This is a genomic window from Streptomyces sp. NBC_00490 (genome assembly GCF_036013645.1).
Lineage (GTDB): Bacteria > Actinomycetota > Actinomycetes > Streptomycetales > Streptomycetaceae > Streptomyces > Streptomyces canus_F.
Genome location: NZ_CP107869.1, coordinates 10339269 through 10353319, shown reverse-complemented (window position 1 = coordinate 10353319; position 14051 = coordinate 10339269). Strand labels below are relative to the sequence as shown.

9 protein-coding genes and 1 pseudogene are annotated in these 14051 nt (G+C 69.0%); 3 read left to right on the top strand and 7 right to left on the bottom strand.

Features of this window, described 5'->3' with window-relative positions; genetic code table 11:
- Position 1: 1 nt before the first annotated feature.
- From OG381_RS47395 to OG381_RS47385, 3 genes are read right to left on the bottom strand one after another with little or no spacing between them, the layout of a single operon-like run.
- Positions 2 to 952, bottom strand: coding sequence for an AAA family ATPase (locus OG381_RS47395; RefSeq protein WP_327722182.1), 951 nt, complete (start codon positions 950 to 952; stop codon positions 2 to 4).
- Positions 949 to 3102: a VMAP-C domain-containing protein gene (locus OG381_RS47390; protein ID WP_327722181.1), complete on the bottom strand. Its 2154-nt coding sequence runs from the start codon at positions 3100 to 3102 to the stop codon at positions 949 to 951. The genes OG381_RS47395 and OG381_RS47390 overlap by 4 nt, the downstream gene beginning before the upstream one ends.
- 3 nt (positions 3103 to 3105) lie before the next feature.
- Complete coding sequence (locus tag OG381_RS47385) at positions 3106 to 3507, bottom strand: CU044_2847 family protein (RefSeq protein ID WP_327722180.1); 402 nt, start codon at positions 3505 to 3507, stop codon at positions 3106 to 3108.
- Between the two features lie 1220 nt (positions 3508 to 4727).
- Between OG381_RS47385 and OG381_RS47375 the strand changes: the two genes are divergently transcribed.
- Positions 4728 to 5165 carry a hypothetical protein gene (locus OG381_RS47375; protein WP_327722179.1) on the top strand — a complete coding sequence of 146 codons (438 nt, stop codon included), beginning with the start codon at positions 4728 to 4730 and terminating at the stop codon, positions 5163 to 5165.
- A gap of 40 nt (positions 5166 to 5205) precedes the next feature.
- Here OG381_RS47375 and OG381_RS47370 read toward each other — a convergent pair whose 3' ends face one another.
- A complete protein-coding gene (locus OG381_RS47370) occupies positions 5206 to 6624 on the bottom strand; it encodes a NucA/NucB deoxyribonuclease domain-containing protein (protein WP_327722178.1) in 1419 nt (472 codons plus the stop codon).
- 479 nt (positions 6625 to 7103) lie between these two features.
- On the opposite strand from OG381_RS47370, the pseudogene OG381_RS47365 reads away from it, so the two are divergent.
- A pseudogene (locus tag OG381_RS47365) lies at positions 7104 to 7476 on the top strand (NAD(P)/FAD-dependent oxidoreductase); the annotation flags it as partial.
- A gap of 511 nt (positions 7477 to 7987) precedes the next feature.
- Here OG381_RS47365 and OG381_RS47360 read toward each other — a convergent pair.
- Positions 7988 to 9673 (bottom strand): ATP-dependent nuclease, encoded by a 1686-nt coding sequence (locus OG381_RS47360; protein ID WP_327722177.1) that lies wholly within the window; start codon positions 9671 to 9673, stop codon positions 7988 to 7990.
- 549 nt (positions 9674 to 10222) lie between these two features.
- Here OG381_RS47360 and OG381_RS47355 point away from each other — a divergent pair.
- A complete protein-coding gene (locus OG381_RS47355; RefSeq protein ID WP_327722176.1) occupies positions 10223 to 11473 on the top strand; it encodes an MFS transporter in 1251 nt (416 codons plus the stop codon).
- Between the two features lie 36 nt (positions 11474 to 11509).
- Here the strand turns inward: OG381_RS47355 and OG381_RS47350 are convergent, their stop codons facing one another.
- Both OG381_RS47350 and OG381_RS47345 read right to left on the bottom strand, forming a co-directional pair.
- Positions 11510 to 12124 (bottom strand): hypothetical protein, encoded by a 615-nt coding sequence (locus OG381_RS47350; protein ID WP_327722175.1) that lies wholly within the window; start codon positions 12122 to 12124, stop codon positions 11510 to 11512.
- Positions 12125 to 12598: 474 nt separating this feature from the next.
- Positions 12599 to 13891 carry a helix-turn-helix domain-containing protein gene (locus OG381_RS47345; RefSeq protein ID WP_327722174.1) on the bottom strand — a complete coding sequence of 431 codons (1293 nt, stop codon included), beginning with the start codon at positions 13889 to 13891 and terminating at the stop codon, positions 12599 to 12601.
- Positions 13892 to 14051: the final 160 nt, after the last annotated feature.

The following is a 14051-nucleotide window of genomic DNA, read 5'->3' as shown; positions in this document are numbered from 1 at the left end:
GTTACATCGCCCCGGTGAGCCGGTGCAGTACGGCGTCGAGCAGCCCCTCCGCGTTCAGGTCGACCCCGCCGGTGCGCAGGAACACCGCGTTGAGCAACTGGTCGGTGGCGAGTTCACCCGGGGCACGGTGGCGCAGGAACGCCTCGATCAGATCGTCGGCCGCCCGCAGCGCGTCCGCTCCCAGGTGCGCCTCGACGATGGCCCGCAGCCGCCGCTCGTCCGGCACCGGCAGCTGGAGCCGGATGCACCGGCGCAGGAATGCGGGCGGGAAGTCCCGCTCGCCGTTGCTGGTGATGACGACGACGGGGAACTCCGCGCACTGGACGAGCCCTTGGTGCACCCGGATCGTGCCCCCGTGGTCGTAGGTCTGCACCTCGACGTCGGCCATGTCCTCCGGGAGTCGGGTCAGCTCCGGGATGTCGAAGACCCCTTCCTCGAAGACGGTGAGCAGGTCGTTGGGGAGGTCGACGTCGCCCTTGTCCATCTCGTCCACGAGGAGACAGCGCGGGGTGGCCGACGGGACCAGGGCGGTGCCGAGCGGGCCGAGCCGGACGAACGTGCCGATAGACGGCTCGCGTTCACCGCTGTCCCGGCTGAGTGTCGTCTCGCGCAGCCGACCGATCGCATCGTATTGGTAGAGCGCATCCTTGACGGTGGAGCGGCTGTTGACCGACCAGCGCAGAAGTTCGCCCAGGCGCAACTCGTGCGCGACCGCCCGGGCCAGCGACGACTTGCCGGTGCCAGCCGGCCCGGTGACCAGCAGGGGACGGCGCAGGTGCAGCGCGGCGTTGACGACGTCCGCGTGCTGCCGCTCAATGAGATACGGCAGTTCGGCGCGCATCGTCCGCACCGGGGTGAAGCGGCGCCACGGTGGGGCGGACGGGAGGGCGACGGCCCTCGGGACGCCGTCACCGCGGAAGAGGCGCCAGTCCGCCTCGGGAGCCGAAGTCATGCGCTCTCCTGTGGTTCGGTCAGCTGTAGTCGAGGCGTGGTGCGGTCGGCGTCGGCCCAGGCCAGGACAGGCCGCCCGGGGAACTCGGGCGGACTGGCCAGGGAGCCCGCGCGGTATCCGCGTACTCCCTCGGGCAATTCACGGGTGGCGACGTCCGCCATGTGCTTGACGGCGTGGGACCTGCCGTCTGGTCCGCGGTCCCACACCACCACCGGAATGCCCAGGACAAGGCAAGTCTGCACGATGCTGTCCCGCGGCGAACCGGGCGGTACGTCCACGGAGACGCGCACCGTGTCGAGTTGGTTGACAAGCTTGGGGTAGAGCGTGTCCGGGTCCATGGACTCGTCGATGACGAAAGTCTTCCCCGAGTCGAGCCGGTTCCACCTGATGCGCCAGTGGGGCAGGAACCGCCCGTGCCTGCGCAGGAGTTCGGGACAGTGCACGACGAGAGGGAACTCCACGCCGAGCACGCCGGGGACGAGTTCGCCCGGTACCTGTGCCTCCCATTCGTCGACGGGCAGGTTCAGGCTCTTGCGGTCCACGAGCACCTCGACGAGGGGCGGCCGGGCGTCCACGGCGTCGGGCGTCAGCGAGGTGACCACCCGCAGGACCTCCCGGGCCGCCTCGGAGGCCGAGTAGGACCCGACGCTCTCGGCCGACACCCGCCGGGGCCCGGCACCTTCGTCGCACCAGATGCCCAGCCGGTGCCGGTCGCGCTCCGCCCGGGTCACCTCTACCAGGACCCGCGCGCGCCGGGACCGGTCCCGTACCGAGCGGGCCCACACCTGTGCGTCCCAGCGCCGCTCGGCCAGCGCGGCCTGTGGGACGCCGAGCCGCGCCACGACTCTGTTCGCCCACAGGCGCAGTTCCGACTGGCGGGGCTCCACGCACAGCGCGGCGACGTACTCCATGACCCGCAGCAGTGCCGGGACCCTGGCCTCCCCGTCGGCGGAGCGGCCGTCACCCGGCAGTGCCTCCAACTGGTCGAGCAGCGCGTCCAGATCTGTGCCGTCCGGGAAAACGGCGAGGTGCGGTAGCGCGGCCCGCACCGTCTCGGGCAGCCGGGCGAGCACACCGGGGTCCAGGATCCGCAGCCGGTCGCGGAGTTCGAGGTACTCCTGCGGGGTCAGCAGCCGGGCGGCGCGGACCAGACCGGCGACGGCCAGGACGCGCCGGGAGGCGCCGCCGGGCTCGCGGCGTAGCACCGCCGTGAGGGCGGCCACGGCACGCGGGTGCGAGAGCAGGAACGCGGCGAACTCCTCGGGCGTGGGCGGAGTGACGTCGCTGCTGTACCCGACACCGCACGCCCGGGCCAGCCGGCGGCCGAAGTCGACGCGCCTGTTCCCCGATGGCAGCAGGTCCGCGACGAGGTCCGCGAGCACCCCGAACGCGGGGTCTTCGGGATCGCCGGGCTCGGGCGACCGGGCGTCCAGGACACCCAGCGGCCGCAGTTCGGCCTCGACGCGCTGCCAGGGGATGGCCCAGCCGCGCCGGTTCATCTGCTGGGGGTGGTACGGGAGCGGGGCACCGGAGTCGGGGTCTTGGCCGGGCAGCAGGAAGGCGGCGGCCACCAGTCCGACCACAGCCCGGTGGTGCGGGGACCACAAGGGGCTGCCGCTGTAACCGGGGCCCACCGCCATACCGGTCGGCGCTCCGTCGACGTAGCCGATGGGGCCGGCGAGCAGGGTGACGGTGAGGTCTGCGAACGTCGCCTCCTTCCCGCTGCCGTGCCAGGCCTGCACCTTCTGTTGCTGCGACATCGTGGTCCTGCGCGGCGGTGCGGGCAATTCACCGGATGCCGCCTGGAGCCGCAGCACCGCGAGGTCGCCGAGCCAGGTTGTGTCTCCCTCCAGTACTCTCCCGCCAGATTCGGAACGCGGTGGGATCCAGTGCTCGACGTGCGCGAAGTACTGACGGGAGCCGAGCTTCCCGTGCAGCTGGACGAGAAGCGGCCGCCGCTCCGGATCACGGGGGTCGAACAGGGGCCGGCCCAGCGCATCGTTGACGACGTGGGCGCAAGTGAGCACGGTGTCCACACCCACGACCAGGCCCGCTCCTGCGGTCAGGCCGTCGTTCGTCCGCCGTACGGTCACCACGTGGTGGGAGGGGTCGTCGTCGGGGACCGTCTCGGCCAGGAGGAACCAGCCCATGGGTCACTCCGCGCCCGGTGCAGCCGTGCCTCCGTCGGCCCGTGGCGGCTGCCAGGTCGCGGTCACTGTGAGATGCGCCTGCCCGTTGCCGCTCACGATCCCGAGCTTCAGGTCGTGCCCTACCTGCACTCCGAACGTCACACTCATCTCGCTGGGCGGCTCCGGCACGGCGTTGACGGTGCCATGCACCTCCTGGAGCAGCACGCCGAGCGGTGCCAGGGCACTGCGCAGGGCACCGGTCGCGAATTCGGCGACGCCCCGCCGCCCGGCGGCCACGGGCGTCGATGTCCCCATCCCCGCGGGGAGATCGTCGTCCCGTCCGGCGGCGCCACTGGGCGGGACGGGAGAGAGCAGGAATCTGACGGGCGTACCGTCGTTGAACTCTGACTGCAGTGCAGTGGCCACGATCACATTGTGGACCAATTCGCTTTGCAGGACAGCTAGTTCACAGTCACGGATCTGCTACTCCAGCCCCTACTTCCCCGGCGCCCAGAACGGCTTCGTCAGCACCGCCCGGCACTCCCATCCCAACTCCCGCACGAGCACCTGCCGGACCTTCTGTACGGTCCTGGCCTCATCGGCGACATAGGCGATCCCGGCCGGTGCGGGGCGAGCTGCTGCACCGCGTCGGGAGCACCACGCGCCGTGAAGCACTGGCCCGACCATCCAGACACTCGTGCCGCGCTCCTGCAACTTGCCTCCGACCCCGAAGGGGCCGCTGCGGCACGACACCGCTGAGGGGCTGGGTGAATGCTCGCGGCGAACCACGTCGCGCCAGGGGCGGACGACGTAGCGCAGGGAGTAGGGCTGTAGCTAGCGCTCGATCTGAGGCAATCCCCAGGCGTTTCAGGGGCTCGCGAGCACAGGCAGGCTGTTCCTCCAGCTGCGCCCGCTTTGGAGCGAGCGGGTCTCAGATATTCCGATCCAGGACCGGCCGAAGGCGGCGCCCCGGCGGGGCGGCCGGTAGCCCGACGGTGAGGGGCGTCTCCCGTACGACGCTCTACAAGTACGTCCCGGAGCTGGTGGCCGGTCGCGACTCGCTCGTCCCAAAGGCTCGACCGGAACAACTCCCCGCTGTCAAGTAACTCGGACCGGCCGCACACTCAGGTCAGCACGACGGGGGTGTCAATTTGACGGCCCTGGCTCGCTTCCGGTGGTGACGGATAGTCATGGAAGAAACGCCTGGTTGAGTCATGCGGCTGCTCGCCCAGGACCTCGTTTCCTGCCTGGGGCGAACTAATTGCTCAGGCGTCGACCTGCAGGCTGACGTGGGCAAATCACTACAAGTATCGAGCATCACCTTCTGTCACCACCGAAAGTGAGCCAGGGCCGCTCACTGGACACTCCGCTCCCCCTACCGAGCCCGGAACGGTTCAGCCCGAAGCTGGAGCCGTTGCTGCTGTCTGATGACGAGCGGGCGGTGTGGGAGCGGTGGACGCGGGCGTAAGTTGCTGGTCATGGGGCTGGTGTGACTGATCATGCTCGTGCTGGTCGGTGGCGTGATCGGTAGCAGGTGATCGTCTGCCGTGGGGCAGGTTGCCTCGACAGGCCACCGAGGTCATGCTGATCGCCACGTCCCCTGGAAAGTTCCGTCGATCGCTGGCGGCTGGTGAAGGAGCGAGAGGATGGGCTTGCTGGCTAGGCAGCATCTCGACGCCGAAGTCATGTTCTATGGCTTGTGGATGGAGGACGTCGGGGCGTCATTCGATGACGAGCCGAGACCTGATGAGCCCTTCGGCTCGTCTTCCGGTGGCCGAGTGGTGATTCACAGCGGAGGCCACACGCACACTGCCGATTTCTGCGCGGAGGTCTGGGATGAGAAGCCCCCTGCGGTTCCCGGGCCGTGGGAAGAGCTGACACAGACGCAGATCGACGCCCCCGCCGGGCAGGTACGCCTGTGGACCTATGCGGGGATGACCAAGGAAGACATTGTCCTGGGCCAGCCCGGCCGGACATGGGGGGTGCGGGTGCATGTGCGCGGCAGGCAAGAGGTGCGCAGGCTCGCGGAGCTCGATGTCCCGGAGGGGATCGAGCACTATCTGGTGCAGTTCTGGCCCGTGTGACGGTGCATCACCATGTGGTGCACCGTCACGTCGGGGCGTGTCAGCTGACCTCGATGAGGAATCCGTCGTTGGGGCCGTCGATGATCCGGTTGTACTTGTAGAAGAGGGACATCAAGGAGCCGCCCGCCCCGTTGTCCGTCTTCGGGATCGGCCGGGCCGAATAGTTACTCTTGGGGGCTTTGCCCTGCGGGTCGTACGTGGCGGACGCTTGCGCCGCACCTTCATAGGTGGTGGAGAACGGGAACTCGTCGCACTCGTTGCCGCCGTCGGCGTAGTTGTCGCCCCAGTACCTCTTGCAGGTGGCGATCGCGGCACGGCGGTTGGCGTTGCGTCGGGACGTGTCGCTGTACAGACGCGTGAGTGGTCTGTCGGCCGTTTGGCCGGGGATGTTCTTGCTGGCGTTGTCCGGCTTGGTCGTTCCCGGCTTCTCGTAGGCGTCCTTGATGTGCTGGGCTGCGAGCCGCTCGGGAGCGCCGGTCTTCGTGCTGAAGGGCATCGCCACCATGTAACTCATGACAGCCGCGCCGTCGTTGGCGCTGACGTACTGGGCCTTGTCCCAGCGAGGTGCCAGGAAGAAGGGCTCACCGGACAGCGCGCCGTTCATCTTCCAGCCACCGTCCACGCGTAGCTTCAGCTTGGGTTGGTAGACGGCGAAGACGGTGTCGTCGGGCGTGTCGCCCTGCCCGCTGGCGACGGTCAGATTGTGCTGGAAACCGGGGTCGGTCTGTGCTTGCAGCGCGGCGAAGCTCTGAGCTGCAGGCATGCTCCCATCCTGGGAGCTCTTGGCCGTAGCCGGCCAGATCGAAGGAATGGTCACACTAGGCGTGATCATGAACGTGGAGACGCCCGTCGTACCTATCGTCTGCATCTGGACATACCGGTACTGCACGTTCATCGTGCGGCTTCCCTTGGCGATCGTGCCGATCGCCAGGAAACCGAACGTGCTCGCGCCGACGGGCTTGTTGTCCTTGATCCATTCCTGGGTGAACGAGGCTCCGGAGCACACGGCGAAACGCGACTTGATGAAGAACTTCTTGTCGGAGCCCAGGCCGTCACGGCACTCCTGCGCCGTCATGGTGTGCGCCGGCTCGTCGTACAGGCTGTCGGCGGCGAGCGTTCGGGGGCGCTGCGCGCCGGAACCGTTCGATGCGACTGCGGCGGGCTCGTCCGACTCGGATGCCCACGCCGCCGCCGGGCCGACCGTCTCCAGCGGTGTTCTCCCAGTCGTCGGCGAGGCCTTGGGAGTGTGGTCGTCAGCGATGGTGCGGCGATGGGTCCAGTCCTGCCGCAGCTCGCTCAGGCTGGGCAACGAGGTGCCCAGAGTGCCGACAGCCGAGACGACCTGAAGTTCTTCCTCGGAGGGGCCGGTCGCACCGGCAGGCTCCAGCCCTGCTCCGACGAGCAACCCCAGGGAAACAAGAGCAGTTGCGGCCGCCTGGGCCGCAGATCTAGGGCGCACATTATCTCCATGGTTGTGGTGGATCCGTGATGGAACGTCACCGAATTGATCATGGAAAGTGCCTCCCGCGCAACGCAGATCTCAGCCAACCCACCAAGCTGGAAGCCCCGGTAACCGCAGAAACCCTCAGTGTGGGGGTTCGTTCATAGCTTCTGAGCTTGGTGAGTGCCTGTGGTCCTGGAGCAGCTTTCTATCGAACTTGACGGCGATGCCCTCGGGATCTCCGCCGTCCCTTACTCAAGGGCGCGATCTGATATCTCTGGTTCTTCCCCATGCCTGCCGCTCGCCGTAACAGAGAAGCGCCTGGCCGCCGATACGGATGGCGCAGCAGATGAGGGACTCCCCATCCGACAACCAGGGGCCCACGTTCGAGGCCGGCTGGAGTCTCGATATCATGGCGTACACGTCAGGGTCGTCCGGCGGGATCTGAGGCGAGGTCGAGGCGGCGGCCGTAGTGCTCGGCGATCAGGTCGCAGGCAGCCTTCGACAGCGAGATCTCGGAGATCAAGGAAACGGACGGCAAGCTCGCCGACGTCGTGCTGCGCGACATCTTCACCGGCACGACCCGCGACCAGGACGTGACGGGCCTGTTCATCGCCATCGGCCACAGCCCTCGTACGGAACTCTTCACCGGCCAGCTGGAGTTGGGGCGACGCCGGCTACCTGAAGGTGCAAGCGCCGTCGACCCGTACGAACATCCCGGGCGTCTTCGGCGCCGGCGACGTCGTCGACCACACCTACCGCCAGGCCATCACCGCCGCAGCCAGCGGCTGCGCGGCCGCACTGGACGCCGAGCGGTACTTGGCCGCACCGGCCGACGTGCAGGCGGAGACCCTTGCACCGGCCGGCTGACCTCCACCTCCAACGGCCCCGATCACAGAGCCACTCCGCCTGCCCGGCCTGACCGCTCTGCCGTTCACCGAATAAACGGAGGAGTTGTTCAGTGAGTGAACACGCAAGGCCGCGAAGCCAGAATCGAGCGTCGGTCTTGCCTGCTCCTTCTCGGAACGGCCATCTTGTTCCGTTACGGAACGCCCTTGTTGTTCCGTAACGGAACAAGCCTTGATGGTGATCACCGCACCTCTGTCGAGGTCGCGGCGTCTGGCACGACGAATTGACCGTGTGACTACCGTCGTCCGGCCATCGCGCGGATGTTCTCCAACAAGGCGTGCAGAAGGAACGGCGGGTCCGCAGCGGCCGTCCGCGTCGTCTCGAGATACGTCGCCGCATTCTTCCCGTCGATGCCCTCGCCGACACGGATGAGCTCCTGCCGTCGCTCCTCCCAGGTGGGCCAATGCTGATCGAGGTAGGTCTCCAGGGTGTCCTCGAAGACGGTGTAACGGCCGGTCGAGCCGTCGGCGGGCTAAGGTGTCGGCGTCGCACCCAGATACTGGAGCAGGTTCGTGTTCTTGCTCCGGTTCGTCCGCGCCTGCCGCTCGAACTCCCGCTCCTTTTCCTGCCGCTGCTCCGGGATGAAATGCCGCACCGACTCCCGCTTGCGCTCCTCCATGCCGGAGTCCCCGTCGAACACGACGTAGCAGGGCACGCCCAAAGCACTGAAGAGCGCATCGGAGATCATGACGTTGTCCTTGCCATGGACCTCGATGACGCTGATGCCCTCCGCGCCCAGGTTGATCCCGGACCGCTCGGCACAGCCAGTGATCACTCCCTCGTCCCCTCGCCCTTCGACCAGGACCACGGCGTGGGCGAAGAAGCCCTCCGCCAGCGCACCTCCTAGCGCTCCCTCAGTCCTGCTCCGGATCGACCTCTTGTCCACGAGCCCGTCGAGGGCCCTACAGAGGTCTTCCTCCGTAGCCTGCGACACCTCGGTGGCCGGATGCGCCTCACCAGCTGCACGGCACAGCCGACGGATCTGGTGGTAGCCCTTCGGGTCGATGAAGACCGGGTTGTGGGTCGCATACATGACCTGCGTACGCCCCTGCGGCGAGGTGGCGACCAGCTCGCGGAGCACCTTCGCGAAAGTGCGCGCCTGAGGCGGATGCTGGAACAGCTCGGGCTCCTCGATAGCCAGACACAGCGTCCGCATCCCATCGGCCGGACGCCGCCGGTCGGCCAAGTACTTCAGTGCCGCGATGATCAGGGCGCGTTGGAAGCCGTGTCCCTGCCGGTGCACCGAGGTATGAGCGGCACCGTCACGGATGCTCACCTGGAACGTGGTTCGGGCGGGCCTCGGAGTCTGCACTGTGGGGGTCACCACCACCTCGCGTCCTGTGGTGAACTTCGAGACCTCCAACGAGAGCGCGGCCGACACCTCGTCCAACACGGGACCGTACACTTTGGCGTGCACTTCCTGGCGGGCCAGATGCGCGTTCTCCTCGATCTCGCCGAGCTGCTCACTCGCCTGTGATCGGTCCACAGCATGGTCGAGGATGCGGCCGAGTGCGGTCGCCTTCTGGTCGTCGGCCTCCTCATACGCCCGCAGATCTGCGGAGACGAACACGAAGTCGATCAGCTGAGCCAGCCTGCTCTGCCCGGCGAAGCCGAAGAAGTGCGTGTCCTCGACCTCTGCCTCGGTGAGCCGGTCGCGGTTGTCCAACTCCCAGGTGCGCATCGCCTCCAGGGCCTTGTCCTTGGTGCCGGCAGACGGCAGCCCCAAGCTGGGATCGCTCTCCCTCAACTGGTCGTAGGCACGGCGCAGTTCCATCGCCTTGTCGTTCCGGCGCACCTCCTCGAAAGGCCCGTATGCGAGTGCCTTGCCTGTGATCTTGTCCTCGCCGTTCTGCCAGGTCCGCCAGACGCTCACGCTCGCGACACCGTCGGGGGCATACCGCCCGAGGGTCTGGCGATCATGATCGGTGAGCCCGTCGAACTCCACCTCCACGGAAATCCGGCCGTCCTCGGCCGCCGAGTGGATGTCGTCATCGCTGAGGGCGACGCCCCTTTCACCGTTGAAGAACCAGTCGAGCGCACGGAGCACAGTGGACTTACCGACGCCTGTCGGGCCGATGAAGGAGGTTATTTCCTCGAAGGACACGTCCACCTTGTGCAGACAGCAAAAGTTCTCGATGCGCACGCGCTTGATCTTCACGGTCGTCCTGAACGTTTGGTGCGGTCGAGGCATATGAGACCTCGTGTGACGTTTGTGGACGCTAGCAGCCGCGCTGACACCCCATCATTCAAATTCCCCAGATGAGTGATTCCTCGAATTTCAGGGACGCCACTCTCCTGACAACTCGCGGCGAAGGTGCCTCTGCACCACTCACCTCCGCTCCCGCGGAGAGCAGGCTGCGGCTGCGTCATTGTCCACACGCCAACACGCGATTCACCTCCGCCCGAGCGGAGGTGAGCCGTTCTTCGACTCGCCGCGCTTGCCGATGAACGCGTGCTCTCCGCGCAAGCGGAGGTGAACCGGCGAGGCGCTTCATCGGGTGGATTCCTGTGTTGCAGGTCCGTGCAGCCGCCGTCAGGACGCCCGGTTGAGACAGAGCCCACGAATCGAGATCGGATGGAATCGGCCAGACTCCGCCCCACGGCTTCGTGGGGCCTCTAGGGTCTTGTGTGCCTTCGGAGACCTCCGGGGCTGCATATCCCGTGGGGATCGGTGTCCTGCGAGGTGCACGAGTGTGGGGTGCCGTCCTTGTTCCACCGCATGGTGACGGCCTGCCGGCCGCTGCGAATTCCCCTGTTCCGACGGCACGTCACGGCGCGTGTCCTGTCGTGGACCGGCACCACCGTGTCCCCCGTGGCGCTGGCCTTCGCTGTGCTGCACATCGGCGGAGGCCCCGGAGGTCTGGGCCTGGTGCTCGCTGCCGAGATGGGGTCGCTCCTGCTCATGCTGCTGATCGGCGGGGCTGTCGCCGACCAGGTCTCCCGTACGCGCGTACTGGCGTGGGCGAACGCGGGAGCGGGGACCGGTCAGGCAATGGCGGCACTGCTCGTGGCGTCGGGGCGGGCCGAGGTGTGGCACCTGGTCGTCCTGGCCGTTGTCGGCGGTGTCACCAGCGCGTTCAGCGGGCCCGCCGCTTCCGGCGTGGTACGCGAGGTGGTGCCGGTCGAGGAACTCCAGCAGGCGAACGCCCTGCTGCGGCTCGCCCAGAACACCGTCAAGGCCGGTGGGCCCGCGCTCGGCGGCGTGCTGGTCGCCGTTCTCGGTCCGGCGTGGGCAATCGGTTGGGATGCGCTGACCTATCTGGTCGCGGCCGCGCTGTACGCGCGTCTGCGGCTGCCCGCGCAGCGGGTGAGGGTCGGCCCGCCGGGCATGCGCGGGGGGATCGCCGAGGGCTGGCGGGCGTTCGTCGCACGCCGGTGGCTGTGGCTGATGGTGGGGCAGAGCGCGCTCGTGGTGCCGTGCTGGCTGGTCTCCTACCAGACGTTCGGGCCGGTGTATGGGCAGCAGCATCTTGGCGGGGCGCCGGGGTGGGGGCTAGTGATGTCCGGCTTCACATGCGGGCTGATCGCCGGGGCGTCGGTGGCGCTGGTGTGGACACCGCGCCGGGTCGGATGGCTGGTGTGCGGAGGGACAGCGGCGATGGCGGCGCCCATGGCAGCCATGGCGGCGGGCGGCGGGCTGGCCCTGGTCGTCGCCGGGGCGGCCGTCGCCGGGTGCGGGCAGACCCTCGGGTCGACCGTGTGGATCTCCTTCGTGCAAAGGCAGGTTCCCGAGGGCCTGTACGGCAGGGTGTCGTCGATCAGCACGCTCGCCCAGCTCGCACCAGTCCCGCTCACCGCGCTGGTAGCGGGTGCCGTCGCCGGGCACACCGGCGTGCGGCCAGGACTGGCGGTGTGCGCGGTGGTCACCGTGGTGGCGGCGGGAGCGCCACTGTGTCTGCGCCGGATTCGTGCGCTCACCCTGCCGACAGCCGATGCGAAGACCCTCGCCCGCCGCTGACCTGCCGCCAAGTCCCCCGGCCCTGTTGCCGCCCGGTCAGGTCGCGGCCGCGGACACCGGCCGGGGAAGGAGGCGGCGGGCGCCGATCGCGTGGAGGTAGAACGGCCGGGCCGCCTCCACCGCGGCGTCCATGCTGGGGAACGCGCGGTCGCGGGCGGTGGCGTCGAGTTCCCCGGGTGCGTCCGGGGTCTGCCAGGTCTCGGCAAGGTGCGCGCGCAGCCGTGCGGTGTCGAGGAGGTGGACTTGGCGGCCGGGTCCGGAGCGGGCGATCGTGCCATTGAGGAGCCACGCCTCGGCTGTGTGCTGCCCGCTGTCGATGCGGGGGCTGAGCAGGCCCGCGGCTTCGTCGCGGGTGGAGGGCCAGACCAGGGTGGCGGCGTCGATGCGCGCCGAGCGGACGAGCAGGCGCAGCAACTGCTCGTGGGCGTCGTACCGTTCGGCCTCGGTTTTGGTGATCCAGTGTTGGATCTGGTCCCGGGTGAGCGTGTCGGGGGTGATGCCGCGCCCGGCCGCCGTGCGCAGGGCGGCCGCCTCGATGCCGGCGTCCCCGGCGGGCAATGCGGTGATCCAGGCCAGGACGCGGGTCCGCCACCGTCCGGGAAAGCCGGGGTCGTAGAGCTGCTGGTGCTGGAGCTCGGCGCGGAAGGGCACTGCGGCGCCCGCGATGTCGCGGACGGTGTAGGCGGTGGTCCAGTGCCGAAGGAACGATGTCCGCCAGCGCGTGTTGGCCCAGCTGCTGGTGTCCGGCGCGGGCAGGGGGCCGGTGGCAGCGTGCAGGGCGGCGACGGCGTCGCGGTGCTTGAGGTCGGTCGACCGGGATCGGCAGGCGTACCGGTCGGTGACGGCGTCGACGGCCTCGACGAGGTGCGGGTCATGCTGTGCGGCGCGGCGTACGGCGGTCCAGGAGCGACAGCTGTAGTGCAGGGACCGCGCCAGGCCGCCGAGCCGGGCCGTGTCCGCCCCGCTGATGATGCCGTCCTTGCTCGCGGTGTCGAGCGTGTGCCGGAGGTTGACCAGGGGCTCGCCGAGGGGTTGTCCGTCGGGGGTGTGTCCCGTACGGCGCTGCAGCGCCGTTCCTGGGCGCAGCTTTTGGGGCCTTCGACACGGTGAACCTGCAGGCTGGCGTCAGCCTGCGGCCTTCGCCACGGCAGCCTGCAGGTCGCGAACCCCTGCGGTCTGCGGGTGTCGCTCGGCCAGTTCGGTGACCACGCGGCGGATCGCGGGACGATCGCGTACCTCTCCGGGGCTCGCCCGGTAGGCATCGAGGAGGGCGCTGGCGGTCTGCGCGGGCCGTCCCCAGGCCCACCAGGCGCGTGCCATGTCCGTTCCCAGCCTCGCCTTTCGCTCGGCGGTCGCGAACTGATCCGGGCGCAGGTTCTTCCCGGCCTCCAGTGCGGCGCCTGCGTCGCCGAGCGCCCAGTGCACACCGACCGCATAGAGGTCGACGCCGGCCGGGCTGATCGGGAACAGGCGGCCCGCCGGGGCGATGTGCGGAAGAGCCCGGGCCGCGCGGCGGGCCTCCTCTGTCATCGCCAAGGCCTCGGCGCGTCGGCCGCCCCGGGCTGCGGTGTAGGCGAGGGTGCAGAGCATTTGTGCGTAGGCGGAGGCCAGGGCGTCGGTCCGTAGTCCCGTCGCCTCGACCTGCGCGGTGGCAGCCATCATCAGGTGCTGGGCTTCCTCGGTACGGTCTTGGTGGCGCAGCACCACGGCGAGCGCCCGGGCGGCGGACGCCGACGCGAGCGGCGAGCCGGACACTTCAGCCCAGGTCCGGGCGCGGTCGGCGGCGAGCCGGGCCTGCTCGTAGGAGCCGAGCTTGTTCAGCACGGAGGCGGCGAGGCTGTACACGGAGGAGAGCCGCGCCTGGTCGAGCTCCCGCCGGGAGGAAGCAGCCGCGTGTCCGTCCGCGATCAGTCCGGGCAGGGCGGCGAGCAGTTTCGCGTGTGTGCCGTGGTCGTACAGGTCGCGGGCGGTGGCCATGCGGGCGTCCAGCGATCCCCTGCCGGTTGGGGGCGGAGTGGCGGCCAGCGCCTGGTCCACGCCGAGCACCAGGACGACGGGCCCGGCGGTCGCCGTGGCGGTGAGCAGCGTGCGGCGGTGCATCGGGTCCTCCTGCGCGTGCGGACTGGCCGTCACTTTAGTGTCCGCAGGTGCCGACGGGGCCGGTGGCGCAAGAGAACTCACCAAAATGGGCAGCGGAATCCCCACTTCGCGCGCAGCACGGTGGACGAGGGTCAGGTCGAAGACCCGGCTGCGCCGCTCCAGCCGGGATACGGTGGCCGCCGAGCAGCCGAGCCGGTCGCCGAGGGCGGCAAGAGACCAGGAGCGGTGTTCACGGCCGAGGCGGATCAGCGCGCCGGGCAGCCGCTGTGCGGCTAATGCGCGCGCCTTGGGAGTGTTCCAGAGCGGGTCAACGGGCACTTGGTCCCTCCCACACCGCACGACCGGGGGCCTCCCACGCTACGGGCGCTGGCAGGTGCCGTCGAGGCGGCTTGCACGACGTGCAAATGCCTTGCGCAGCAGGATGGTTGACCACCACCGGGCGCGTCGGCGCGGTGTGCTGGGTGCAGCGCCCCGACCG